General features: G+C 68.1%; 24 protein-coding genes and 1 riboswitch. Of the genes, 14 read left to right on the top strand and 10 right to left on the bottom strand.

Going from position 1 to position 24,298, the window contains the following annotated elements:
* Positions 1-5: 5 nt before the first annotated feature.
* The 6 genes from AC6EKW_RS08280 to AC6EKW_RS08255 all read left to right on the top strand — a co-directional run bounded on the left by AC6EKW_RS08280 (position 6) and on the right by AC6EKW_RS08255 (position 5,918).
* On the top strand, positions 6-1,214 hold the full coding sequence (locus tag AC6EKW_RS08280; RefSeq protein ID WP_498514142.1) for a hypothetical protein: 1,209 nt from the start codon (positions 6-8) through the stop codon (positions 1,212-1,214).
* Between the two features lie 64 nt (positions 1,215-1,278).
* Positions 1,279-2,094 carry a dihydropteroate synthase gene (gene folP / locus AC6EKW_RS08275; protein ID WP_498514141.1) on the top strand — a complete coding sequence of 272 codons (816 nt, stop codon included), beginning with the start codon at positions 1,279-1,281 and terminating at the stop codon, positions 2,092-2,094.
* A complete protein-coding gene (locus AC6EKW_RS08270) occupies positions 2,091-2,870 on the top strand; it encodes a RibD family protein (RefSeq protein WP_498514140.1) in 780 nt (259 codons plus the stop codon). Before folP ends, AC6EKW_RS08270 begins: the two co-directional genes overlap by 4 nt.
* Positions 2,871-2,906: 36 nt before the next feature.
* The gene (locus AC6EKW_RS08265) at positions 2,907-4,118 is read left to right on the top strand and encodes a pyridoxal-phosphate-dependent aminotransferase family protein (RefSeq protein ID WP_498514139.1); all 1,212 of its coding nucleotides are present in this window, start codon (positions 2,907-2,909) and stop codon (positions 4,116-4,118) included.
* A complete protein-coding gene (gene serA / locus AC6EKW_RS08260) occupies positions 4,115-5,695 on the top strand; it encodes a phosphoglycerate dehydrogenase (RefSeq protein ID WP_498514138.1) in 1,581 nt (526 codons plus the stop codon). Before AC6EKW_RS08265 ends, serA begins: the two co-directional genes overlap by 4 nt.
* A 7-nt stretch (positions 5,696-5,702) precedes the next feature.
* Positions 5,703-5,918 (top strand): YjzC family protein, encoded by a 216-nt coding sequence (locus AC6EKW_RS08255; protein WP_498514137.1) that lies wholly within the window; start codon positions 5,703-5,705, stop codon positions 5,916-5,918.
* A gap of 7 nt (positions 5,919-5,925) precedes the next feature.
* On the opposite strand, the gene AC6EKW_RS08250 is transcribed toward AC6EKW_RS08255, so the two are convergent.
* Together AC6EKW_RS08250 and AC6EKW_RS08245 are read right to left on the bottom strand one after the other, a co-directional pair.
* Positions 5,926-6,213, bottom strand: a complete 288-nt coding sequence (locus tag AC6EKW_RS08250; protein ID WP_498514242.1) for a YqhA family protein — start codon at positions 6,211-6,213, stop codon at positions 5,926-5,928.
* A 22-nt stretch (positions 6,214-6,235) separates the two neighbouring features.
* The gene (locus AC6EKW_RS08245; protein ID WP_498514253.1) at positions 6,236-6,373 is read right to left on the bottom strand and encodes a hypothetical protein; all 138 of its coding nucleotides are present in this window, start codon (positions 6,371-6,373) and stop codon (positions 6,236-6,238) included.
* Positions 6,374-6,531: 158 nt separating this feature from the next.
* Between AC6EKW_RS08245 and AC6EKW_RS08240 the strand changes: the two genes are divergently transcribed.
* Positions 6,532-7,017 carry a hypothetical protein gene (locus AC6EKW_RS08240; protein WP_498514136.1) on the top strand — a complete coding sequence of 162 codons (486 nt, stop codon included), beginning with the start codon at positions 6,532-6,534 and terminating at the stop codon, positions 7,015-7,017.
* Between the two features lie 150 nt (positions 7,018-7,167).
* Here the strand turns inward: AC6EKW_RS08240 and AC6EKW_RS08235 are convergent, their stop codons facing one another.
* The 7 genes from AC6EKW_RS08235 to AC6EKW_RS08205 all read right to left on the bottom strand — a co-directional run bounded on the left by AC6EKW_RS08235 (position 7,168) and on the right by AC6EKW_RS08205 (position 17,040).
* The gene (locus tag AC6EKW_RS08235; protein ID WP_498514135.1) at positions 7,168-7,920 is read right to left on the bottom strand and encodes an alpha/beta hydrolase; all 753 of its coding nucleotides are present in this window, start codon (positions 7,918-7,920) and stop codon (positions 7,168-7,170) included.
* Positions 7,921-7,931: 11 nt separating this feature from the next.
* Complete coding sequence (locus AC6EKW_RS08230) at positions 7,932-9,086, bottom strand: uroporphyrinogen decarboxylase/cobalamine-independent methonine synthase family protein (protein ID WP_498514134.1); 1,155 nt, start codon at positions 9,084-9,086, stop codon at positions 7,932-7,934.
* Between the two features lie 4 nt (positions 9,087-9,090).
* Positions 9,091-10,026 carry a uroporphyrinogen decarboxylase/cobalamine-independent methonine synthase family protein gene (locus AC6EKW_RS08225; protein WP_498514133.1) on the bottom strand — a complete coding sequence of 312 codons (936 nt, stop codon included), beginning with the start codon at positions 10,024-10,026 and terminating at the stop codon, positions 9,091-9,093.
* A 25-nt stretch (positions 10,027-10,051) separates the two neighbouring features.
* The gene (locus tag AC6EKW_RS08220) at positions 10,052-11,902 is read right to left on the bottom strand and encodes a bifunctional homocysteine S-methyltransferase/methylenetetrahydrofolate reductase (protein ID WP_498514132.1); all 1,851 of its coding nucleotides are present in this window, start codon (positions 11,900-11,902) and stop codon (positions 10,052-10,054) included.
* 57 nt (positions 11,903-11,959) lie between these two features.
* Positions 11,960-12,070, bottom strand: a riboswitch (SAM riboswitch).
* 147 nt (positions 12,071-12,217) lie between these two features.
* Complete coding sequence (locus tag AC6EKW_RS08215; protein WP_273888659.1) at positions 12,218-13,684, bottom strand: alpha/beta hydrolase family protein; 1,467 nt, start codon at positions 13,682-13,684, stop codon at positions 12,218-12,220.
* 39 nt (positions 13,685-13,723) lie between these two features.
* The gene (locus AC6EKW_RS08210) at positions 13,724-16,288 is read right to left on the bottom strand and encodes an ABC transporter permease (RefSeq protein ID WP_273888660.1); all 2,565 of its coding nucleotides are present in this window, start codon (positions 16,286-16,288) and stop codon (positions 13,724-13,726) included.
* Positions 16,285-17,040: an ABC transporter ATP-binding protein gene (locus AC6EKW_RS08205; protein ID WP_273888661.1), complete on the bottom strand. Its 756-nt coding sequence runs from the start codon at positions 17,038-17,040 to the stop codon at positions 16,285-16,287. Before AC6EKW_RS08205 ends, AC6EKW_RS08210 begins: the two co-directional genes overlap by 4 nt.
* Positions 17,041-17,172: 132 nt before the next feature.
* Here AC6EKW_RS08205 and rpsF point away from each other — a divergent pair, with 132 nt between their 5' ends.
* The 4 genes from rpsF to dnaB all read left to right on the top strand — a co-directional run bounded on the left by rpsF (position 17,173) and on the right by dnaB (position 20,975).
* Positions 17,173-17,511: a 30S ribosomal protein S6 gene (gene rpsF / locus AC6EKW_RS08200; RefSeq protein ID WP_273888662.1), complete on the top strand. Its 339-nt coding sequence runs from the start codon at positions 17,173-17,175 to the stop codon at positions 17,509-17,511.
* Positions 17,512-17,541: 30 nt separating this feature from the next.
* The gene (gene rpsR, locus AC6EKW_RS08195) at positions 17,542-17,790 is read left to right on the top strand and encodes a 30S ribosomal protein S18 (protein ID WP_273888664.1); all 249 of its coding nucleotides are present in this window, start codon (positions 17,542-17,544) and stop codon (positions 17,788-17,790) included.
* Between the two features lie 16 nt (positions 17,791-17,806).
* A complete protein-coding gene (rplI, locus tag AC6EKW_RS08190; protein WP_273841544.1) occupies positions 17,807-18,256 on the top strand; it encodes a 50S ribosomal protein L9 in 450 nt (149 codons plus the stop codon).
* Positions 18,257-18,326: 70 nt separating this feature from the next.
* Positions 18,327-20,975, top strand: a complete 2,649-nt coding sequence (gene dnaB, locus AC6EKW_RS08185) for a replicative DNA helicase (protein WP_273888665.1) — start codon at positions 18,327-18,329, stop codon at positions 20,973-20,975.
* A gap of 3 nt (positions 20,976-20,978) precedes the next feature.
* Here the strand turns inward: dnaB and fabI are convergent, their stop codons facing one another.
* Positions 20,979-21,758, bottom strand: coding sequence for an enoyl-ACP reductase FabI (fabI, locus tag AC6EKW_RS08180; protein ID WP_273888666.1), 780 nt, complete (start codon positions 21,756-21,758; stop codon positions 20,979-20,981).
* A gap of 145 nt (positions 21,759-21,903) precedes the next feature.
* Here fabI and AC6EKW_RS08175 point away from each other — a divergent pair, with 145 nt between their 5' ends.
* The 3 genes from AC6EKW_RS08175 to AC6EKW_RS08165 form a co-directional block, all read left to right on the top strand.
* Positions 21,904-23,469: a protein O-mannosyl-transferase family gene (locus tag AC6EKW_RS08175; RefSeq protein WP_273888668.1), complete on the top strand. Its 1,566-nt coding sequence runs from the start codon at positions 21,904-21,906 to the stop codon at positions 23,467-23,469.
* Positions 23,470-23,508: 39 nt separating this feature from the next.
* Positions 23,509-24,066 carry a tetratricopeptide repeat protein gene (locus tag AC6EKW_RS08170; RefSeq protein ID WP_273888669.1) on the top strand — a complete coding sequence of 186 codons (558 nt, stop codon included), beginning with the start codon at positions 23,509-23,511 and terminating at the stop codon, positions 24,064-24,066.
* A 91-nt stretch (positions 24,067-24,157) separates the two neighbouring features.
* Positions 24,158-24,298, top strand: a 141-nt coding sequence (locus tag AC6EKW_RS08165; RefSeq protein ID WP_498514241.1) for a zinc metallopeptidase, incomplete at its 3' end; no start/stop codon positions are given.

Genomic DNA, 24,298 nt, shown 5'->3' with positions numbered 1-24,298 from the left:
CGAAGATGCGCATCGGCGTGCCGGGTCCGGAGGATTCCGGGCTCTCCGAGGCGGTCGCGGAGGCCGGCGGGGAGCCCGTCCCCGTATCGCTGCCCTCTTTCTCTCCCCGGGGGGGCGTCGCGCTCCGGCGCGAGTGGGTGGCCGACTGGGTCGAGGCCGCCTGCGAGGCTCTCCGGGTGGAGTCTCTTTTGCTGGAAGCAGACAGGAACGAGGACCTGGCGGGTCTTCTGCTCGCTGCGCTGCGCCTGGACATCCCGGCCGTGCTCGCCTCGTCCCCCTCGACCCCGCTCTCGGCGGCGCTCGCCGCGCTCGGGTTCTGGACTTTCGGGGGCGAGCCGGTCGGGGCGTTGCTCTCGGAGCCTCCGCGCTCGCGCGGGCTCGTCGACAGCTTCTCGCTCTCCAACGCGCTGCACGCCGGGCTAGCCCTCGGGGGCGGGCCGGAGATGCTGGTGCACCTCGCCGCGTTCGCCAACGAGACAGACTCCTACGGCTTCTCCCAGATGGCGCGCGTGCTCGCCCCGGAGAGACCCGCCATCGCCGACACGAGGTCGAGCTGGTTTCGCGAGCACGGCCTCGGAGGAGTGCTCGCCCTGCTCGACGACATCCACGACGTGAGCACCCTTGGGGGCGACCTGAAGACGCTCCTGCCCGATCCTCCCCCACCCACCCCGCCGGAGCGCACCTCGCCGCGTATACTGTTCGTCTCCGCCCGCGGTTCGGGGACCGAGACCGTCGCGCTGGTGCCGAGGGAGAGAGACGAGGTGCTCGGCTGGTGCAGGACCTTCACCTCCGAGGAGGCGGCGGCCGCGGCGGTGCGCGAGGGGGAGCTCGAGGAGGGAGACATCCTGGTCGTGCAGGGGTGCGGACCGCACGGAGGGCCCGGGCTCCTGCGGCTGGACGAGCTGGGGCGGGCTATAGAGGAGAGCGGGGAGGAGGTGCCGGTCTTCACCGACGGGCTGCCGCCCGAGGGGGCCGGTCCGCTCTGGTTCTCACTCACCACGCCGGAGGCTTCCGAGGAGGGCATGATCGGCCATTTGCAGGACGGTGACTACATACGCTTCGACCTGCGCGAGGAGCGCATCCGTGTCGGGGTGAAGGCTCACGACCTCGAGCTGCGCACCAGCCCGGTCGAGTCCTGGATGTCCGGCAGCGGTTACGCCGCGCGCTACTCCCGCTCGGCGCTCCCGCCGCTCGAAGGGGCAGGATTTGATTAGCCGGCGGTTCCAGGAGGGGGGAGCCGGGGTTGACGGGAAAGCAGGGCCCGCGCCCGAGGAGAGGGTGCACGGAGAGGCGGGTCGCACGGCGATCATGGGCATCCTCAACGCCACCCCGGATTCGTTCTACGACAGGGGCCGCTACTACGGGCTCGAAAAAGGGGTCGAGCGGGCACGTCAGCTCATCGACGAAGGGGCGGACATCCTGGACATCGGCGGGGTTAAGGCCGCGGCGGGACCCCCGCTCCCGGTCGAGGAGGAGCTGCGACGGGTCGTCCCGCTCGTCGAGCGGGTGCGCGAGATCAGCCCGGTTCCCATCTCCATCGACACCTTCACGCCGGAGGTCGCGCGCGAGGCGCTCGAGCGCGGGGCGGACATCATCAACGACACCTCGGGGCTCGCAGATCCGCGCCTGGTGGAGGTGGTGGCGGAGGCCGGGGCGAGGGTCGTCATCATGCACCGGGCGAGCCCACCGCGGGTCAAGGTGCCGCTGCCGCGCTACGGCGACGTGGTTCGGGAGGTCGTCGAGTTCCTGCGCGGCCGGATCGAGGTGGCGCTCGCCGGCGGCATCGCCCGGGAGAACATCATCGTCGACCCCGGGCTGGACTTCGACAAGAGCGCCCACCACTCGCTCGAGCTCCTGCGCCGGTTGCCGGAGATAAAGGCGCTGGGATACCCGGTGCTCCTCGCCGTGAGCCGCAAGGACTTCATCGGGGAGGTGCTCGAGGTGCCGGTCGAGGAGCGGCTCGCGGGGACGGCCGCCGTGACCGCGCTCTCGGTCGCTGCGGGGGCTGACATCGTACGGGTGCACGACGTGGGCTTCATGCGTCAGGTGGCGCGCATGGCCGAGGCTATAGTGGGAGCGGGGGACGATCGGTGAGGGAACCCGCCCTGCGGCTTTACCCGGCGCCCGGCGGAGAGGTGGACCCCGGGAGCATCTACGCGGACCTCGATCTCCCCGCTGGAGACCCCTACCTGGTCCTCACGATGGTCAGCACCGTCGACGGCAAGGCCGCCCAGGGAGGGAGGGCCAACCCGATCGGGTCCGACCTGGACCATCTGCTCATGCGGCGTATCCGCTCGGCGGTGGACGCGGTGATGAGCGGGGCCGGGACGCTGCGTGCCGAGGGCGTGGACCTCGGCGTGCCGGAGGAGATGGCCCGGAAGAGGGTTTCCTCGGGGCTCCGCGAGCAGCCGCTGCAGGTGATCGTCACGGGCAGCGGCGAGCTGCCGCTCGAGCGCAGGATTTTTCGGGAGGCCGGAGACGACCTCCTCGTCATCGTCTCGGAGGCGACCCCTGAGGGGAAGGTCAGGGAGATCGCACGCCGGACGACCGTCCGCCGCGTGGCGGGGGATCCCGAGCCCGAGGTTCAGGAGGTGGTGGGGCTTCTCCGCCGCGAGTTCGGTGTCCGGCGGCTCGCCGTCGAAGGCGGCCCGCGCCTCAACCACTCGCTCGTCGCGGCGGGGCTCGCCGACGAGCTCTTCCTCACTCTCGCGCCGAAGGTGATAGGGGGATCCTCGGTTCCCACCATCGTCGCGGGGGAGGAGTTGCCTGAGGATGAGGTCGCCCGCCTTCGGCTCCTCTCGGTCTACCTGCAGGGCAGCGAGCTCTACCTCCGCTACCGCTTCACCGGAGGAGAAGGAAACAGCTTGTAGAGAGCCTGCTCCAATATGTAGCTTTCGGGGGAGGTTGTGTCTAAAATAGCCGTCGAGGAAGTCGCGGCAGAGAGGAGCCTTGAGAAGACCATGATGAGCAAGTACCGTCTGATGTCGCCCGGTCCCACCCCGATCCCGCCGGAGGTCTCGGCGACGGGTGCGCTGCCGATCATCCACCACCGCACCCCGGAGTTCGGTGAGGTCTTCACCCGCGTCGGCGAGAACCTCAAGCGGGTGTTCATGACCGAGAACGACATCTTCGTCTACGCCGCGAGCGGCACCGGGGCGTTCGAGGGGGCGCTGCAGAACCTGTTTTCTCCCGGCGACAAGGTTCTCGTCGTCAACAACGGCAACTTCGGTGAGCGCTGGGCCAAGATGAGCCGGGCCTTCGGGCTGGAGGTGACCGAGCTCGCCTACGAGTGGGGGCAGAAGGCGGACAACGCCGAGGTGGCCGACGCCCTCTCCGCGGACCCGGGGATAAAGGCCGCCGTCTGCGTCCTCTCCGAGACCTCGACCGGGACCGTCAACGACATCGAGGGCTTCGCGAAGGTCACCGAGGACGTCATCACGATCGTCGACGCCGTTTCGGGGCTCGGGGCGTGCGAGCTCAGGACCGACGAGTGGGGCGTCGACGTGGTCGTCGCGGGGAGCCAGAAGGCGCTCATGACCCCGCCGGGGCTCGGGTTCGTGAGCGTCTCCGAGCGGGCGTGGAAGGCCCACGAGGAGGCTGCGATGCCGCGCTTCTACTTCGACTGGACCCAGGCGAAGAAGGCCTACCAGAAGAACCCGCCGCAGACCCCCTGGACTCCCCCGGTGAGCCTGGTGATGCAGCTCGACGTGGCGCTCGGGCAGATCCTGGATGAGGGCCTCGAGAACGTCCTCGAACGCCACGTGTTGCTCGGCCGGGCGGCCCGCGCCGGCGTCAAGGGGATGGGGCTCAGGCTCTTCGGCCCCGACGAGGATATGAACACCGCGGTGACCGCCGCGTGGGTGCCGGAAGGCATCGACGGGAAGCAGTTCGTCAACACCCTCTTCCAGGAGCACGGCGTGCAGGTCGCCGGGGGGCAGGGCAAGATGAGCGGCAAGATCTTCCGCATCGGGCACTGCGGCTACTTCGACGCCTACGACATCATCGCGACGATCGCCGCGGCCGAGCTCACGCTCGAGTCCCTCGGGTATCCCGTCGAGCTCGGGAAGGGCGTCGCGGCGGCCCAGCGGGTGTTCTCGAAGAGCGGGGTGGCCGCTTGAGGGTACTGGTAACCGAGAAGATCTCCGAGAGCGGCGTCGAGCTCCTGAAGCGGGAGTTCGACGTCGACGTGGCGCTCGGGCTCTCCCCGCAGGAGCTCTTGGAGAAGATAGGTGGCTACGACGGCCTCATCGTGCGCAGCGCGACGAAGGTTACAGCGGAGGTCATCGAGGCCGCGGGGAACCTCAAGGCGATAGGGCGCGCCGGGATCGGGGTGGACAACATAGACGTCGAGGCCGCGACCAAGCGCGGCATCCTGGTCGCCAACGCCCCGGAGAGCAACACCGTCGCCGCCGCCGAGCACACTTTAGGGATGATGCTCGCGGTCGCACGGCGCATCCCGGCCGCCGACGCCTCGCTGAGGCGGGGGGAGTGGAACCGGGGTGCGTTCAAGGGGGTCGAGGTCGCCAGGAAGACGCTCGGGCTCATCGGGCTCGGGCACGTCGGTTCGATCGTCGCGCGCGGCGCTTTGGGGATGGGGATGGAGGTCCTCGCCTACGACCCCTACGTCTCCGGGGAGAGGATGCGGGACATGGGCGTCGGGCGGGCGGAGAGCGTGGGGGAGGTGCTCGAGAAGGCGGACTTCGTCTCGCTGCACGTCCCCCGTACCCCGCAGACGACCGGCATGATAGACGCAGAGGCGCTCGGTCGGATGAAGAGGAGCGCCTACCTGATAAACGTCGCCCGCGGCGGGATCGTGGACGAGCAGGCACTCTACCAGGCCCTCAAGGAGGGAAGGATAGCCGGGGCCGCGCTCGACGTGTTCGCCGAGGAGCCGCCCGCGGGGTCTCCTCTTCTCGAGCTGCCGAACACGGTGCTCACCCCTCACCTGGGGGCGAGCACCGCCGAGGCGCAGGACCGGGCCGGCCTCACCGCCGCCGAGCAGGTGGCGGCGGCGCTCAAGGGCGAGGTCCCGGTGCACGCGATCAACGCGCCGGTGCCCTCCGGCGAGGGTGCGGAGTTCGTCTCCCAGTTCTCCGGGCTGTGCGAGACGCTCGGCAGGCTCCTGTATCAGCTCACAGACCATCCGGGCAACCTGCTCAGGATCGAGTACCACGGCGAGGTCGCCCGCTACGACACCCGGCTTCTGGACGTCTCGGCGCAGAAGGGGCTCCTGGAGCCGATGGTCCACGAGCCGCTGAACTTCGTGAACACCCCGATCATCGCCCGCGAGAAGGGGTTCAAGGTGGAGACCTCGCGATCGCCGGAGAGCGCGGACTACACGAGCCTGGTGGTGCTCCGTCTCTCGAACGAGAGGGAGAGCGTGGTGAGCGGGACGCTCGTCGGCCCGCGCATGCGGCCGCGCCTGGTCGGGGTTTTGGGCTTCGACGTGGACATAGAGCCCGAGCGGTACATGCTCTTCATCCGCAACGAGGACGTGCCCGGCATGATCGGCAAGGTCGGGACCGCCCTCGGCGGCCACGGCATCAACATCGGCAACATGGCCGTCGGGCGCGGGGAGCCGGGCTCGCGGGCGGTCATGGCGGTGACCGTGGACGACCCGGTGCCTCAGGAGGTGATAGAGGATCTGCTCAAGATCCCGGGCTTCAAGGAGGCCCGTCCGGTGACGCTCTGGTGAGGTTTTCATGTCTGAGGTCGTAGAGGAGATACTGAAGCGCTACAGGCCCCCAGCCCCCACCTACCGCCCCGGGGAGAAAGCTCCCTTCTCGGGCACCTTCGTCTGCGATCGGGGCACGATGCGTCCCCCGGTCTACGTGCAGCTCTCCCGCGGGGAGGAGTTCCCGGAGGCGGAGGGTATGGGCCGCCACACGCTCTGGCGCTCGACGAACATCCAGGCCTGAGAAGGCCCTACCAGCTCTTGCGGCCTATCAGGGAGAGCGCCCCGGCAACCAGGAGTATCGCTCCGGCCAGGTAGAGGATGTCCCGCATGCTATCGTAGCGCAGGCCGAGCGCGAGCCGGAAGAACTCGACGGCGAGGATGAGGACGAGCAGCTTCGCTATGCGCTTCTTCAGCTCCTCTAGTGTTTCGATCTTGAACAGCCGTGAGGCCACCTCGGAGCACTCGGTCACGTTTATCCTGCTCACGAAGAGCTCGTAGAGCCCGAAGGCGATCACGATCAGGACGGCACCTACCAGGAGACATCGACCGCCTTGACGATCATAGCCAGCGCCTCGCTGCGGCTCGGGGCTCCGGACGTACCAGGAGGCTCGCGAACCTGTACACCTGGGCGAGCCCCAGGTACAGCGCACCCAGCGCCATAAGGACGCACGCGGCGACCGCGACGAGAACCAGCAACCGCGCACCCCAGAGCAGCCACTCTAAGATGCTCTCCGGTGAGCCGCGCCCGCGCTTTATGTGGAAACTATACCCAAACTCCCCGGCAGTGCGCCCGGGACTCGGGTGTGCACCCGCAGCTTATAATGGTCCGCGAAACGATGCTAGAGGAGGTCCGGGTGGTAGTGTGGCGCGCAGTGCCGAAGAAGTGGTTCTCCTACGACTTCGAGGTGTTCGACCAAACCGGCGCGTCCGTGGGACGAGCGGACCTCTCGAACTGGCGCGAGAACGCCGCGCTGGAGGTGGGCGGGAGGCTCTACGAGGCCACCCACAAGGGAGGCAGGAAGGAGTTCGTGCTCTCGCACAAGGGCGGCCCCACGGTCCTGGTGGCCGAGAAGCCCTCGGCCTGGAAGGACTGCTTCTCCTTCGAGCACGGCGGCGGCCGCTACGAGCTGAGGAAGGAGTCGGCCTGGAGGCGCACCCTCGTGCTCCGGCGCGACGGGACCGGCGTGGCCGGCAGCCTGCGGCCCGAAGGGGCTTTCAAGAGGTCGTGGCTGGCTGAGCTGCCCGACGACTTGCAGCCGGATGTCGGGGTGTTCCTGATCTGGCTTGCAGTCTTGCTGGACAGGCGGGCGAACAGCGCTGCTGCGGCCGGAAGCTCTTAAGGATTCACGTGCGGCTAACCGGTCGAGCGGATGAGGGACAGCATGAGTCCGATCGCTCTCAGTGCCGCCCCGGTCGCCTGCTCGACCAGGTGCAAGGACATCTTGAAGCGATCCCTGGCAGTCCGCGGGGAAGGAGTGCATATAGAAACCTTATCCTGCGTGCTCCCGGATGAAGCCGACCGCAAGCTCCGCTATGCGGGGTGCGTCGTTGTCCAGGGTGGCGACGTGGTAGGAGTCCTCGAGCCGGACCAGCTCCTTGTGCTCGCTGCCGACCTTCTCCAGGAAGTAGGGGCCGTTGTCGGGTGGGACGACGTGGTCCTCGGTCGACTGCAGGATGAGCGCCGGGCAGCGCACCTCCGGCAGCAGGTCGTCGGTTGCGCGCATGAGCGCCATGAGCTCCTTCATCGCCGGGACGGGCATCTCGTCGTAGACGAGCTCCTCCACCCCCGCCTTCTTTATGTCCGAGCCCACGCCCGGTAGCGTCGGCGGGGCGTCGGGGGAGAGGACGATCCTGGCGAGCTCGGGGTTTCCGAGGAAGACGCAGCCGTTTATCGGGATCACGCCGCGCACCACCTCGGGGTGCGTCGCGCCGAGGTAGAGCGAGAGCGTCCCGCCCATCGAGAGCCCGCAGACGAAGACCGCACGGGTACGCTCCTCCAGCCAGGCGAGGCCTTCCTCAAGCGAAGAGATCCAATCCTGCGCCGTACTTTCTGCCATCTCCGAGACGCTCGTCCCGTGACCGGCGAGCCGCGGTCCCTCGACCGTGAATCCCTCGCGGGCGAGGGCCTCCCCGAGCGGGCGGACGCTCTGGGTCGTTCCGGTGAACCCGTGCGAGACGAGGACGCCGACATCGCCACCCTCGAAGCGGAAGGGCTCCGCACCTTCCATGACCCTTTCGGACATTTGTTCCCTCCTCAGGAGCCGTTTATCGCGCGCTCGGCGAGCCGTGCGCCTTCGACCATGTTGGAGAGCTTCTCGTAGGCCACCTCCCAGGTGCGGGTCCTGAGGCCGCAGTCGGGGTTGACCTCGATGCGCTCCGGGCCGAGGACGTCGGCGGCGTGGAGGATGCGGTCGCGCACGAGCTCCGCAGGCTCGATGAAGTTCGTGTGGATGTCCAGGACCCCTAGCCCGATCTTGCCATCCCAGGCGCTCTCGGCGAACTTCTCCAGGATGGCGTAGCCGGGTCTGTCTTCTTGTTTCCTGCCCGGCTCGCGCGAGTCGCGGTTTGCGAACTCGAGCTGCAGCTCGTAGCAGTCCACGAGGTCCTCGATATGCGGGAAGAGGCAGGCGTAGTCCGAGAAGCAGATGTGCATGCTCGTCCTGGCGTCTATCCCCTCGCGGGTCGCGTTGAAGGTCTCCACGACGAGCGGGACCTCCTCCGGGCGGGTGGTGGCGGCGGGCTCGTCTATCTGCACCCACCCCGCTCCGGCCTCGACGAGCCCCTCCACGTTGGGCCGTATCACCTCGCGCGCGACGTCGAGCCCGAACGCCCGGCGCGCCTCGGCCCGCCGGCTGGCGGAGGTCCCGAGCATGCTGCCCGCGGCGTAGTACTCGTCGTAGGACCAGTCCAGGATGGTGTAAGCCCCGGTGAAGGGTACCTTGACCACCCTGTCGGTGTGCTCGCGCACGAAGAGGAACTCCTCCAGGTCGTAAGGGGATTCCACCCTCGGGCGCTCGACGACGGCGGCCTTCGTGTAGTACTTGTTGTCGAAGGAGCGGACCGTGCCCCGGCTCTCGAAGCCGCGGGCGTGGCGCGCGACGTGGTCGTACATCTCGCTGCGGCGCTGCTCGCCGTCGTAGACGACGTCGAGACCCGCACTCTCGAGCAGCCGTATCGCGTACAGCGCGGCGAAGTCCTGTATCTTGGCCCTCTCCTCTTCGGTGAAGCCCTCACCCTTCGCGAGGAGTTCGAACAGGCGCTCCCGCCCCTCGACGCCGAGGCGTTCCCCCCACCGGCGGGCCTCCTCGACGTCTTCGCTCCCGACCGGACGGCCGGAGACGGACTTCACCCGCCAGCCCGGCTTGGCGAGGCTCCCTATCTCGCGGGTGGTGAAGCGGATCTCGCTCATCTTCCTAACGTTCCTCCTTCGTGATCCTCGCGGCCTCTCCGAGGAGGGCCAGCTTCTGGCGGGCGATCTTCTCCGGCACGAACTGCAGGTCCCCGTTTGGGACCAGGTGCAGCTCCGCCCCTTCCTCCAGCTCTCCGAGCAGCTCCGCGGCGAACCGGGCGATCTCCTGCGGCTTCTCCAGGAGCGAGTTGCGGGAGTCTATGACCCCGGCCAAGAGCGTCTTCGGGAACGGGCGCGGCAGCGCCTCGACGTCGGTCGCGTAGAAATCCACCCCGATCGCGGCGACGTCGAGCTCCACCAGCTCGCCGAGAACCTCCCCCGCGTCCCCGAACGGGAGCTGCAGCGCGAGCGGCAGGGGGCTCTCGAGGGCGTCCAGCGCCCGGCTCAGGGGGGAGACGTCGACGTTCCCGCCGAAGAGCGCGGCCTCCTGCAGCACGACGAGCGCGCATCCCCTCTGCGCGAGGTGCCTGATCTGGGGCCCTATGACGTTCGCCGCGATCTCCTCGGCCTCGATCCCTCCCGTGGAGAGGGCGGCGAAGGAGTGGGGGGAGGGGAGCGTCGCCACCCATCCCCCGGCGGGGAGCCTGGAGAACGCGAAGTAGGGCTCGCCGAGCGGCTCGGCGAGGCGCACCCTGCCGCCGGCGGGAGAGGGTGCCCGGAAGAACGTGTTGGTGTTCAGGAAACGGGTGAGGGGGCCCGGCTCGATGCCCTCCGAGGCCTCGGCGAACGGGCGAAAGATGTCCTGCCAGACGAGGAGCCCGTCCGAGACGTAGTCCAGCCCGGCCTCCCGCTGCGCCTCGAGGAGGCGCCCGAGGTCTTCTTCCCTCCTTCTCTCTACCTCTTTCTCCGTCGTCCGCTTCCTCTCCAGATCCCGGGTGGCCTGCACCAGCTCCTCGGAGCGGGCGTAGATCCCGGGCGCGTAGGCTTTCGTCTGCGGCATCTCCTCTCCTTCCCTTTTCTAACTTCTAACTGCGCGAGTGGGGCCTCTGTGCGGCCTCCATGACCGCCGCGGCGAGCTCCGGCGCGCCCGCCGGGGGCATTATGTACGCTCCGGAGACGAGATGCTGCGTCCGGGAGAGGATCTCCTGCGCGACCTCGACCCCGTAGAGCAGGGCATCCTCGGGGGAGAGGTCCGCCAGGCGGCGGCGGATGCGCTCGGGGATGCTGATGCCCGGCACCTCGTGGTGCAAGAACTCCGCCTGCCTGGCGCTCCTCAGCGGCAGGAGCCCGAGGAGGAGCCTCACCCTCTCGTCCCCTATCTCCTCCAGCGCCCGCTCGAGCGCCCCGACCTCGAAGACCGGCTGGGTCCAGAAGGCGTGCGCCCCCGCCTCGAGCTTGCGCCGGAGCCGCTCGACCTCCGAGCGCAGATCCTCCGCCGTCGGGTTGAAGGCCGCCCCGATGAGGAAGCCCGGCGCCCGTCCGACCGAGTTGCCCGCGAGATCCTCCCCCGCGTTCATCCTGGAGAGGATGTGGATCAGGCCGATCGAATCCGTGTCGAAGACGCTCGTGGCTTCGGGGTAGTCCCCGATCTGGGCCGGGTCCCCCGTGACGGCGAGGATGTTCTTCACCCCGAGGGCGGCGGCCCCGAGCAGGTCGGCCTGCAGCCCGAGGATGTTGCGGTCGCGGCAGGAGATGTGCGCGACGACCTCTATGCCGGCCTCCTCCTGCACCACCTTCGCCGCCGCCACCGGGTGCATCCTCAGGCGCGCCCGGGCCCCGTCGGAGATGTCTATCGCGTCCGCCCCCCTCTCCTTCAGGAAGCGAGCGGCCTCGACGACGCCGGAGATGTCGTTCCCGCGCGGGAGGTCGACCTCGACGGCGATCGCGAAGCCTTCTTCCAGCCTCTCGGCGAGCCGGGTGGCTGGCCCCGATCTCACCGTCCCGTCGTCGGACCTCTTCGCCACGGCCTGCGGGCGGGTCGTCCTCCGCTCCGGTACGAAGTCTTCGAGCGCCCGGGCTAGGGCGGCTATGTGCTTCGGGGTGGTGCCGCAGCAGCCACCGATGAGGCGGGCCCCGGCGGCGGCGAGGGTCAGCCCGCGGGCGGCGAAGTGCTCGACGTCTTGGGTGTAGCGCACCCGGCCGTCGACGAGCTGCGGCAGTCCGGGGGTGGGGTAGGCGGCGACCGGACCGGCGACGGCGGACATCTGCTCGACGATCCCGGCCATCCGCTGCGGGCCGACGGTGCAGTTGGCCCCGATGAGGTCCACCCCCCACGAAGAGAGCTCGCGCGCGACCCGCTCGGGGAGCCCTTCGGCGAGCGTCTCACCGTCCTCGACGAAGGTCTTGGAGGCGATGACGGGAACGCCGAAGGCGCGGGTCGCCTCGTAGGCCAGGCGCAGCTCCCGCAGGTCGGTGAAGGTCTCCAGGATCAGGGCGTCCGCCCCCCCTTCGAGGAGCGCCTCGGCCTGCTCGGCGAACGCCTCCCTGGCCTCCTCCGGAGTCAGGCTCCCCACCGGAGCGAGCGGCCTCCCGAGCGGGCCTATCGCGCCGAGCACCAGCACCTCCGTGGAGGTCCCTTCGGCGGCTTCTTTCGCGAGAGCGGCCCCGGAGGCGTTTATCTCGCGCACCCTGTCCTCCAGGGCGTGCTCGGCGAGCTTGATGCGGCTCGCGGCGAACGTGTTCGTCTCTATCGCCCGGGCCCCGGCGCGCACGTACTCCTCGTGCGCCCTTCGGACGAGATCCGGATGTGTGAGGTTCGCCCGGGCGTAGGGATGCCCGTAGCCCACGCCACGTTCCGCCAGAAGGGTCCCCATCGCGCCGTCGCCGACGAGGACCCGACCATCGAGATACTCTCTGAGGTTCTTATCCAAATCCACCAGCCTCTCTCCGCTCCGTCGATCTTCGCGCGGAGGAGAGGCCGCGGAAAGCTCTGCGGCCCATCTCTCGGAGGCTCCTCCGCGGGAATTGGCACCTGGCGCGGGACTTTCCGCCCGCCGGTTGCCGCGGCTTCGCAGGGCCCGTCCCTCCACCGCTCTTGATGAGCTCGCGGGAATTACACCACGATCGTGGTGGCGTTGCAATCGCCGCGTGGTCGACTGCGGCTCTGGACGTTTGCATCTCTCGTGCGAACCGCCACACCGCAGGTTGGGCTCGCGTCGTTCTTCGGGCCCAATCACGACGGGATGTGGGTCTCAGGAGGGTTCTTCGAGCAGGCCGGCTGTGGAGAGGATGGCCGGGAGTTGTTCGCGGATCTTCGGGTGGCTGAGGAGACCCTGGTGGCTTCCCTCGTACCAGACGATCCGTGGGCTTCCCCAGTGGCGCCACAGCCGCTCGGGCTGGGATGGAGGGACGACCCGGTCGGCGTTGCCGGCGAAGATGGCGAGCCTCTCCGGGGGGAGGAGGGGATCGAGGGCGAGAGGTGAGATGACGCGGCTCAGCAGCGCCAGTTTCCGCTCGTCGAGGCCGGAAGCCTCGAGGCTCTTCACCGCGGCGCTCGGGGCGGCGTTCCAGAACATGTCCGGGTAGTCGGAGGGGGGATTGCTGGCCACGACGCACTCGAGGTCGCGCTCGAGTCCGCACAGCAGCGCGGCGACGTAGCCTCCGAGGGAGTGTCCCAGGACGCCTATGGCCGGGGCTCCCTCCAGGCGCAGCCGGACGGTGATCCTGCGGATGTCCCAGAGTGCCTGGGACGCTGCGTGCAACGTGTCCATTATGTCCCCGGAGAGCACCCGGTCTCCGCTTATGAGCCCGATCTTTCGCGGGCCGTGGGTCGGGAGCACCGGGATCAAGACGTTGAGGCCCAGCTCGCGGTGCAGGTAGTCCGGCTCGAAGAGCGAGAGGTCCAGCCTGGGGGAACCCATGCGGATGCCGGGTATGCACACCAGCCACGGGCGCTGCTCCCCTTCGTGCCGCAGGACCCAGGCGCAGGCGGTGCGGTTGCTCTCGTAGGAGAGCCAGCGCTCGTATCCCGGCTCTGCGGGGTGCGGCTCGTAGCCGCTCTCGTAGGTTATCTGCTCGAAGGCGGTCCTGCGGACGTGACGCCTCCTTACGCGGACCTCGTTCACCGGGGGCGGGGTGCGGTGGTAGAGGGCCGGCCTCGCCAGCCACCCCTTCTCGTCGAAGAGCGCGAGCGCCGCTTCCGCCTCTTCCGAGACCCGTCGGGCCCGCTCCCCGGTCAGGAGCGGCCACGTCGTGAGAGCGAGGTAGCACATCGAGGCCTCGTCCTCGGCGGCGCGAGCGGCCAGCTTCACGCCGATCTTCGGCTGCGGGACCCCCTCGGGCAGCTTCTCCCGGACGAGCGAGGCGTAGCCGGTCAGGACGAAGCCCGTGGCGGAGAGCACGAGGAGGACGGCGGCGGCTGGTCCCGCGACCGCGAAGTAGGGGATGGCGAACACCGTCCCGAGCAGGGAGCCGAAGGCCATGAAGTGTCGGATGCGGGCGTTGCCGGCCCACAGGAGGTCCGAGAGCCCGGCCGCGAAGAGCAGCGCTCCCGGCGGCCATCCCAGGAGCACGCCCCACCCTCCATCCCGTGCCCCGCTCCAGAGCCAGGCTCCGCCGAGCACGATCGGCCAGAGGGTGGAGAGGAGCAGGATCAGGTGCCGCCTTCTGGGGTTCTCCCGAAGGTCCTCGTCGTGTTCCTTCTCCCTATCCTGCGGCATCAGGGTCGTCCCCGGTGTTTGACAGCAGGACGCAACGAGCTACTCGTACTGTACAGCCTCCACGATGTCCTTTCTCGCGGCCGTCCGGGCCGGAAGGAGCCCGGCGAGCACCCCGATCACGAGCCCCGCAAGGATCGCGTAGAGGGCCGGGAGCGTCGGGTAGTAGAAGGAGATGTCGAAGCCGTTCGCCCCGGTCCCGCGCACGAAGAGGTACCCCAGGAAAGAGCCCAGCGCCACCCCCAGCAGGCAGCCGATCACGCTTATCACGACCCCCTCGTCCACGATCAGCCGCCCCACCTGCAGCCTGGTGGAGCCGATGGCCCGGAGGATGCCTATCTCCCGCGTGCGCTCGAAGACGCTCATCGAGAGGGTGTTGACCACCCCGAACGCCGAGACCGCCACCGAGACGCCCATGATCGCGTAGAAGAACACGTACTGCTGCTCGAAACTGCGCTCTATCGAGGCCTTCCACTCGGCGTTCGAGTAGAGCGTGAGCTGTGGGTAGTCTTTGATGATCTCTTTTATCCTGTGCGCCACGGCCTTGCGATCGGCGCCGGGGGCGACCTTTATGGCGAGGAATCTGTCTCCGCCCACGTTGAAGTCCCGCGCGAGCGCTCTCTTGGAGATGTAGACGCCCGTGCCCCCGCCGAGGATGTCGTTGTCGACTATCCCAGCGACCCGGTAGTGACGGGTGCCTTTCGGGCTCGGCACGGATACCTCGGAGCCGACCCCGAGGTGCTGGGAGCGGGCGAGCTGCTTGCCGATGATCGCCTGACCGTGCTGGAGCTTAGAGAAAGCCCCCCTGCCCACGCCCTTGCCGGAGGCGTAGTTGATCCTGAAGATGTCCGTGTAGTTTCTGTCCAGCCCGAAGATGAAGAAGACCTGGCCTCCGCGGGCCTGTACGGTGGAGGAGATGCCGGTCGTCTCCTCCACGCCGGGGATCTTCCCTATCCTGTGGGCTATCCTGGAGGAGAAGACTATGTTCGAGTTCTGCGCCGTGGGCTCGACGACGTAGTCGCTGCCGAGAGAGTTGTCCAGGTAAGCCCGGATCGAACCGAGCAGGCTCCCTCCCAGGGTGGCGAAGGCTATGACGAGGGCGATGCCGATCATGAGCGCCGAGGCCGTGAGCGCCGTCCTGCCCGGGTTGCGGGTGGCGTTGGCCGACGCCATTCGCCCTTCGACCCCGAAGAGGAGCCTGAGCAGAGGGGAGAACCCCGCGGCCATCGGCCTGACGAGCGCAGGGACCAGGAGAGAGATGCCCAGGAAGATCGCGATGACCCCGGCTATGCCGGAGGCGTAGACGAGCCCCTGCAGCTGGGCCGAGAGGTGCTTCGCCAGGTAGTAGGTCCAGGGGATGCCCCCTCCGGCGAGGACCACACCGGCGATGGGCGAGAGCCTGGCGACGCGGCCGCGCCGCCTCCCCCCGCTGGAAGCGCTGCGGGAGCGCATCGCCTCCACCGGGCTCACCCGGCCCGCGCGCAGCGCCGGGTAGAGGGCGGCGAGCACCGTGATCAGCACGCCTATCACCACCGCCGAGACGAGCGCGAACGGTGAGACGTCCACCCGCTCTATCTGGAAGTGGAATGCCCGGCCGAAGAGGTAGGAGAGACCTCGGGCCATCAGGTAACCGAACGCGAGCCCCGCGATGGAACCCAGCACCCCCAGCGCGGCGGCCTCCGTGATGACCGAGCGGGCGATCATCGAACGCGTCGCCCCGAGCGCCCGGAGCATCCCGAGCTCCCGGGTCCGCTCCAGGACGGTCATCGAGAGCGCGTTGAAGACCAGGAACGCCCCGACGAAGAGCGAGGTCCCGGCGAAGAACAGGAGCGCGAGCTCGAAACCCTGGAACTGGCTGTTCGCCTCGCGGGTGCGGGTCGAGGAGAGCTGGGCCGTGAGCCCTCTGCCGAGCGAGGAGTCGAGCTCCTTCCTGAGCCGCTCGACCGGCACCCCCTTCGCCGCCTGCACGGCCACACCCGAGATCCTGTGCGGGTAGCCGAACTCCTTCTGGACGAAGCGCAGCGGGGCCATGCCGAAGGCGATCCCTCCGAAGGAGCCACCCGGCGTCCTGAGCGTACCCACCAGCTTCATCCGCACCACGCCGCCCGGCGTCCCCACGCGCACCTTCTGTCCCACCCTGAGCCCCGCGGCCTTCGCGGTGCCGGCGTCGAGCATCAGCTCGGCCCCGCTCCTCGGGTAACGCCCCTTCGCCAGGCTGAAGCCGGTGGCGAAGGCGGCGCTCTTCGGCTCCACCCCGAACAGACGCATGCTCTCCACCCGCGGGCTTCCTCCCTTGCCGCCGAGGATGAGCGAGGAGGGTACCGAGAGCCGGGGGGCCGCCGAGCCCACGTCGGGGTTCGAGCGGATCTCGCCGAGCCTGGATTCGTCGAAGGTGCCGTTGCCGCCCTGCGCGGTGACGGTTATCTCCGCCGCACCGTAGGCCTTCGAGTAGAGCTCGGTGAACGTCTTCGACATCGTGTTGGAGAGCGTGATCACGCCGAAGACTATCCCCACGCCGAGGACGATGCCTATCGCGGTGAGCGTGGTGCGCTGGGGTCTGGCGCCCAGGTTGCGCACGCTCAGCTGCGAGAAGCGCCTGAGCTTCACCCCTGACCCGCCGACTCCAGCGTCTTTATCCGCTCCAGGATCTCGTCCGGAGAGAGCCCTCTGGCCTCGCTCACTATGCGTCCGTCGGCCAGGAAGATCACGCGGTCCGCCGTACCCGCGGCGCGGGCGTCGTGGGTGACCATGATCGTGGTCTGCCGGTAGCGGCTCGCGGACTCCCGCAGGAGCGAGAGTATCTCGCCCCCGGTCCGGGAGTCGAGGTTGCCGGTCGGCTCGTCGGCGAGCACGATGTCCGGGTTGCGCAGCAGGGCCCGCGCTATCGCGACCCGCTGCTGCTCGCCGCCGGAGAGCTCGTCGGGGCGGTGCGTCCTGCGGCCCTCGAGCCCCACCAGATCCAGCAGCTCCGAGAGACGGCCCTCGTACTTGGAGGCCCTCTCGCCCGCGATGAGCGCGGGGAGAAGGATGTTCTCTTCTGCCGAGAGCGTCGGGATGAGGTTGAAGAACTGGAAAACGAAGCCCATCCGCTCCCGCCGCATCAGGGTGAGCTTCCTGTCGGAGAGGCCCGAGAGGTCCTGCCCGCCGACGATCACCCGCCCCGAGGTGGGTTTGTCCAGGCCCCCCAGGATGTGCAGCAGGGTGCTCTTCCCCGAGCCCGAGGCGCCCATGATCGCCGTGAACTCGCCGGTCGGGAAGCCCGTCGAGACGCCGTCGAGCGCCCGCACGGCGGTCGGGCCTTCGCCGTAGACCTTGACCAGGTCCAGAACCTCGACCGCGATGCCAGAGTCCAGCCGCACACGCCGAGTATACCCCGAGATGAGGAGGAGACGTTTCGTAACCTCGCTGCTACAATACCCTTCGACCGTGACCTTCTGCTTCCCGCCCGGCGCGGGAAGCCGCCATCGCGAGACCACAGGAGGTAGAGAATTTTGGAGAACGCCTACGAGGTCATGCTCATCGTGATCCCCGAGCTCGACGAGGAGCAGGTCGAGAGCACGGTCGGCCGCTTCCGCACGATCATCGAGCGCACCGGTGGGGAGATCCTGAACGTGGATCAGTGGGGCAAGAGACGGCTCGCCTACGAGATAGACCACCGCTCCGAGGCCTACTACGCGGTGATACACTTCACTGTCGGCGAGAGGACCCTCGTCGAACTCAAGCGCATCCTGCGCGTCTCCGACGACGTTCTGCGGCACATGATCGTGAAGCTCCCTCCCGGCTACGCGGAGTCGCTGCGCGAGGAGGAGAGCGTCGAGGCGGCAGGATAGAAGCGGATCGCGAGGAGGTAGCACGAGAACATGAGCACCAAGGGCAAGGGATCCGGCGGCGGGCGCTCCGGCAAGAACAAGCCGTGCGTCTTCTGCAAGGAGAACGTCACCTACGTCGACTACAAGGACTACAACACCCTCAGGCGCTTCATCTCCGACCGGGCCAAGATCCGGGCGCGCCGCGTCACGGGGCTGTGCCCCAAGCACCAGCGGGAGACCGCCCGGGCGATAAAGCGGGCCCGGGAGATGGCGCTGCTTCCCTACATCGCCGGACGCTAGAGGGGGCTTCTCTGAGATGCAGGTGATACTCACACAGGACGTCGAGAAGGTCGGGAACCGGGGCGAGATCGTCGACGTGAGCCGCGGCTACGTCCGCAACTTCCTGGTGCCGCGCGGGCTCGCGGAGGTGGCGACCCCCGCGAAGCTCGAGGAGGCTCGCAGGAGGATGCAGGAGGCCGCCGAACGCGAGCGGCGGCTCGCCGAGCGGGCCGTCGAGATCGCCGAGACGCTCAACAAGAGCGTCATCACGATCGAGGCCCGCACCGGCGAGGACGAGCGGCTCTTCGGTTCGATCACCGCGGCGAACATCGCCGAGGCCATAGAGCAGGCGCGCGGCATCCACCTCGACCGCCGCAAGATACGCCTCGAGGAGCCGATAAGGTCGCTCGGGACGCACCAGGTCCCCGTGCAGGTGCACGGGGACGTCGAGGCCAGCGTCAAGGTCATCGTCGTTCCGAAGCTCTAGGGCTTCAACCTCGATCTCAGGATGAGGCGGGCCGCTTGTAAGCGGCCCGTTTTTGATTCATCCTTGGGGCATGGAACGGCGGGGGAGGATAAGGAGCGTCGGTGCCGGGCCGGAGGCGGCCCGCGTACCGCCGCACGACCTGGAGGCCGAGCGGGCCGTGATCGGGGCGATGCTCGTCTCGGAGGCTGCGGTCTCCACCGTCGCCGAGAAGCTCGCCGCCGAGGACTTCTACTCGGAGACGCACCGCATCATCTACTCGGCGATGATGCGGCTCTACTCCCGCGGGGACCCCATAGACCAGCTCACGCTCACCAACGAGCTGCGTGGCAGCGGCGAGTTCGACAAGGTCGGCGGACGAGCCTACATCTTCGAGATCGTCGAGAGCGTCCCGACGACGGCGAACGTCTCCCGCTACGCCGACATAGTGCGCTCGAAAGCCATCCTCAGGGCCGTGATAGACGCCTCGAGCCGCATCGCCGAGGACGCCTTCCGGGAACCGGAGGACGTGGGGGAGGCGCTCGATGCCGCCGAGCAACTCATCTACAGCATCTCCAACCGGCGTCTCAAGGAGCAGCTCTCCCCGGTCTCCGAGCTCGCGCCTGGGGCGCTGGAGATGATCCAGCAGCTCTACGAGTCCGAGGGGGAGGTGACCGGGGTCGAGACCGGCTTCGAGGACCTCGACCGCCTGACGACGGGCTTCCACAAGAGCGACCTCATCATCCTCGCCGCCCGGCCCGCGATGGGGAAGTGCGTGAAGTGGGACAACCTGGTCGTAGACCCGGAGAGCGGCGAGAGGTTGACGATCGAGGAGTGCGTTAAGCGCCGGCTGCCCCGCGTATCGAACGTCTCCGAAGCCGGAGAGCTGCAGACTACCGACATCTCGGACTGGATAGACAGCGGCGTGAAGCCGTGCTACCGCGTCGTCACCCGTACCGGTCGCAGCGTCGAGGTCACCGGTCACCACCCGTTTCTGACGGTGAAGGGATGGACGCCGCTGCACGACCTCGAGGTAGGCGATAGCATCGCCGTGCCGCGCGGGTTGCCGGTGTTCGGGAGCGACGAGACGTGGCCCCTGGGCCGGGTCCGGTTGCTCGCTTACTTCATCGCCGAGGGTGGACTGACCCGCGAATGTCCGAAGTGGACGAACGCGGATCCCCAGCTCGTAGAGGACTTCCGCCGGTGCATCGGGGAGCAGTTCCCCGACGCGGTCGTGACGAAGGAGCCCCATCGCCCGTACGACTACAAGGTCGTGGGCAATGGAGAGCGGCGAGGGATGAACAGTAATCCCGTCACCGCCTGGCTGAAAGAGCTTGGCCTCATGGGCAAGTATGCCGGGGACAAATCGTTCCCTTCGCTCGTCTGGCGGTGGAGCCGGCGCTACCTGGCCGAGTTCCTGCGCGTGCTGTTCAGTTGCGACGGGACCATCTACGGGTTGGGGAAGCATCCGCGCATCGAGTTCAGCGTCGGCTCCGAACGGCTCGCCCGCGACGTCCACCACGCCCTCCTGCGCTTCGGCATCGTCGCCAAGCTCTGGCGAAAGAAGGAGCGGTGCTGGAGGGTTGAGATCACCGCCCCCGACTCCGTGTTGCGCTACCAGGCGGAGATCGGCTGGATCGGGGAGAAGGCCCTCCGGTTTGCGGGCGGGGCTTTCGCGGAGCGCGAGCTGCCGAAGCGCGGTCCCAACTACGGCCACCCCCCAAGGGAGGTCTGGGAGCTGGTGCGCGAGGCCGCCGCGCGGCGGGGCCTGAGCCTCTCGGAGCTGGGACGGCGCGCTCGAGAGACGGAGAGGCATGGCAGGCGCGCCGGCTACAACCCGCACACCAACAGGAACCTGCCCGCCTATCGGCTGGCGCGGTATGCAGAGGTTCTGAACGATGAAAGACTTGCGCGCATAGCCAGCCCGGATCTCTTGTGGGACGAGATCGTCTCCATAGAGTACGTGGGAGAACACCGGGTCTACGACCTGACCGTGCCCGAAGGGGCCAACTTCGTCGCCCAGGACATCTTCGTGCACAACACCGCCTTCGCGCTGAACGCCATCTGGCACGCCGCCGGGGTGCAGAAGAAGCCGGTCGCGATCTTCTCGCTGGAGATGAGCAAGGAGCAGCTCGTCCAGCGTCTGATCTCCCAGACCACCCGCATAAGGGCGCAGGATCTCAGGAGCGGCAACGTGAAGCCCGAGGACTGGCCGAAGCTCGTGCGGGGGGTGGCCGAGGTCTCCAAGGCCCCCATCTGGATAGACGACACCGCCGGGATCTCGCTGATGGAGATGCGGGCAAAGGTCAGGCGCCTCTCCAGCCGCCTGTTGGCCCAGGAAGGACGCCCGCTCGCGCTCGTCGTCGTGGACTATCTCCAGCTCATGGTCGGGCAGAGCCGCGAGAACCGCCAGCAGGAGATCGCCGAGATCAGCCGCGGTCTCAAGGTCCTCGCGCGCGACCTGGACGTGCCCGTCCTGGCGATAGCCCAGCTCTCCCGCGCCGTCGAGCAGCGCCACGACAAACGCCCGCTGCTCTCGGATTTGCGCGACTCGGGGGCCATCGAGCAGGACGCCGACCTGGTGATGTTCCTCTACCGCGACGAGTACTACAACCCAGACTCCGACGACAAAGGCATCGCCGAGGTCATCGTCGGCAAGCACCGCAACGGGCCCACCGGCAAGGTCCAGCTCGCCTGGATGGAGCAGTACACCAAGTTCGCTTCGCTCGCGAAGGGGCTCTGAGGGCTACCTTATGTCCGTACCCATCGCGTGGTAGCCGCCGTCGACGTGGACTATCTCGCCCGTCGTCGCCGGCCACCAGTCGGAGAGCAGGCTCACCACCGCCCGGCCCACCGGCTCGGGGTCGTTCGCCTTCCAGCCCAAAGGCGCCCTCTTGCCCCACACCCCCTCTATCTCTTCGAAGCCGCTTATGCCGCTCGCCGCGAGCGTCTTCAGAGGGCCGGCCGAGACCAGGTTCACCCTGATGCCCCGCTCGCCGAGGTCTCGCGCCAGGTAGCGCGCGGTCGACTCCAGGGCAGCCTTCGCCACCCCCATCCAGTCGTACGCCGGCCACGCCACGCTCGCGTCGAAGTCGAGCCCGACGACCGAGGAGCCTTCGGGCATGATCCCGGCGAGCCCGGCGGCTATCGCCTTGAGCGAGTAGGCCGAGGTCTGGAGCGCCGTCGCGACCGAGGGCCAGCCGGCGTTGAGGAAGTTGCCGCCGAGCGCGTCCTCCGGGGCGAAGGCGATGGCGTGCACCACGCCGTCCACCCGGCCCCATCGCTCCCCCAGCTCGCGGGCGACGTTCTCGATGTCTTCAGGCTTGTTCGCGTCCAGCTCCAGCACCGGGGGCTCCGGGTCCATCCTGCGCGCCGTGCGGCGGGTAAGGCTCGCCGCGCGCCCGAAGCTGGATAGCGCGATCTCGGCACCCTGCTCCTGGGCGATCCTCGCCACCGTGTAGGCTATCGAGCGCCGGTCGAGCACGCCGGTCACGAGCACCCTCTTGCCCTCCAGTATGCCGCCCATTCTCTTCCTCCTCCAGACGTGTATCTCTCTCGTCCTTCGCACGCTCCGGACCGGGACAGTCTATGTGATGCCATCCCGGCGTGCCAAAGGGGTACTCCGGAGCCTTGGTTACATTCGTGTATGAATCTAGTTTAGAATCGTCGCCGTGAAGAAGAAGCTGCGCTCGAAGATCGGGAGCTTCCCGGCCGGGAGCCTGGCCGTCCTTCCGGGTGTTCTGGTGGCGCTGATCTCTTTCGGTCTCTATCTCGCTACCCTCGCCCCTACCGCGCTGCCGCGCGACGTGAACGCGGGGCTCGCCGACGCCGGACTGTTCCAGGTGAGGGTCTACATACTCGGAATCCCGAACCCGACCGGGTACCCGACCTATCTCCTGCTGGGCAAGCTCTTCACCTACCTGCCGGTCGGGGATATCGGCTACCGGGTCAACCTGGCCTCGGCAGTCTACGCCGCGGTCGCGGTGCTGCTGCTCTTCTTCCTGTTGCGGGTGCTCACGGGGAGGACGCTCCCGGCGGCCGCGGCCGCCCTCCTGTTCGGGGTCTCGCGAGCCTTCTGGAGCCAGGCGGTGATCGCCGAGGTCTACACGCTCAACGTCATGTTCGTCTGCCTGGTCTGCCTGCCGCTTTTGCTCTGGCGGAAGCGCGGGCAGGACCGCTACCTGTTGCTCGCCGCGTTTCTCATGGGGCTCTCCCTCACGAACCACCTCACGAGCGGGCTCCTCATCCCGGCGGGGCTCGTCTTCGTGGGCCTGACCGACCGGAGGAAACTGCTCGACTGGCGCCTGGCGCTCAAGGCCGCGGCGCTCTTCGTCGCCGGGCTTACGCCGTACATCTACCTGCCCGTCCGGGCCATGACCCACCCGCCGCTCAGCGGCTACCACCCGGCTTCGCTCGACGGGTTCTTCTCCTTCGTCACGGGGAGCAGCTTTCAGGGGCAGATGTTCGTCTACGGTCCTGCTCAGATCCCGTGGCGGCTGGAGTTCTACCTGTCCCACCTCCTCCATCAGTTCCCTCCGGTCTTCCTCGTGGTGGCCGCCTTCGGGTTCTGGTACATGCTCTTCACCGACCGGGCTGCGGCGGTCTTCTTCGGCATCCTGTACGCGGGATGGCTCGTCTTCGCGCTCGAGTACGCCATCCCGGACGTCTGGGTCTACTTCATCCCGACCTACCTGGTCATCTGCGTGTTCGTCGCCTCCGGGCTCGTCGCGCTCTTCGAGATGGCCGCCCACCTCTCCCGACGCTGGCAGGCTTCACGGCATCTCTCTTCCACCCGCCGACTCGCGGCGAAGGGAGCGCTGGGATTCCTGGTGCTCGCCGCCCCCCTCGCCGGTGTGCAGGAGACCTACCGCGTGGTCGACCACAGCGACTACTACCAGGCGAGGAAGACGATGGACCTCGTCGCGAGGGACGTTCCCCGGGGGGCTACCGTCATAACCAACGGCAGCAGCCTCTGGTACATGAAGCTCGTCGACCACCGCAGGACCGATTTGAGGATAGTCTCCCCTTTCCTGAACCCAGAGGACTGGAGCCAGCAGGCGAAACCCTGGGTGAGGCTCTCCGAGAAGTATCTCCGGGAGGGCCAGGACGTGTACGTGCTCCTGCCCGGCGACCGCGACGGCTACTACATGAGTTACTTCGAACAGTCCGGCCTGAGGCTCTCACCGCGCGACGACGGGGCTTTCTACAGGGTCGAGGAGGATGGCGGGGGAGGCTGAGCCTGGCATGCAGACGTCCATACCATCTCGGGGGGCGGTTTGAGCGGCTGGGAGGATCTCGCCGGCTACGTGGCCTCGCTCCCTCCGGAGGAGCAGGCCTCCTTCTCCCGCTACGCGGGCGTGGACCTCACCGGCGGACGGGAGGCTGCCGCCAGGACCCTACGCGCCTACGCCGAGGAGAACCCCGGCGTGAGTACTTCCTCGTTTCTCTCCTCGGTCTGCTCGCAGGCCGCTTTCGTCCGGGATACGGAGCTGGCCCGCCGCACCGGTGAGGCGGCCCTGCAGCTCGCGGAGACGGACGAAGAGCGTCAGCTCGCCCACGTCGCCCTGGCCCAGCTCCACTTCCAGAACCGAAGAGAAGAGGGAGAGCTGGAGGCCTTCGTGGAGCACTGTCTGGAGGCCGTACGCCTCGGGCACGCGGGTACCTTCTGCTACGAGCGGCTCGCCACCCTCTACGAATACCGGGGGCAGACCGAGGAGGCGCGGGAGATCTCCCGCCGCGCCGTCGAAGTGCTCGAAGCGGCCGGCGACGTGCGCTCTGCAGAGCGGTTCCGCCAGCGGCTCGAGCGCCTGTCCGCCCACCAGGACCGGCGGTGAAACCTTGCCGGCGGTACGGCGTATCTCCTGCGTAGTAGAATAATGCGTACAAGAAGTGTGGTGTTCTATACCGAAAGGATGGTGAGATGAGGTGGGTGGCTATTTTGGCTACTTCCTGGTACTGATCGTAGGCGCCCTGATCTCCGGGGCGGCGGCGCTGTGGGTGAGAAGCTCCTACGCGCGTTACTCACAGAAGAGAAGTACGAGCGGCCTGACCGGGGCGCAGGTGGCG

This window comes from Rubrobacter sp. M3-4, from assembly GCF_059772285.1.
Note: the sequence above shows the minus strand (reverse complement) of the source record. Positions and strands in the feature narration are given on the sequence as shown.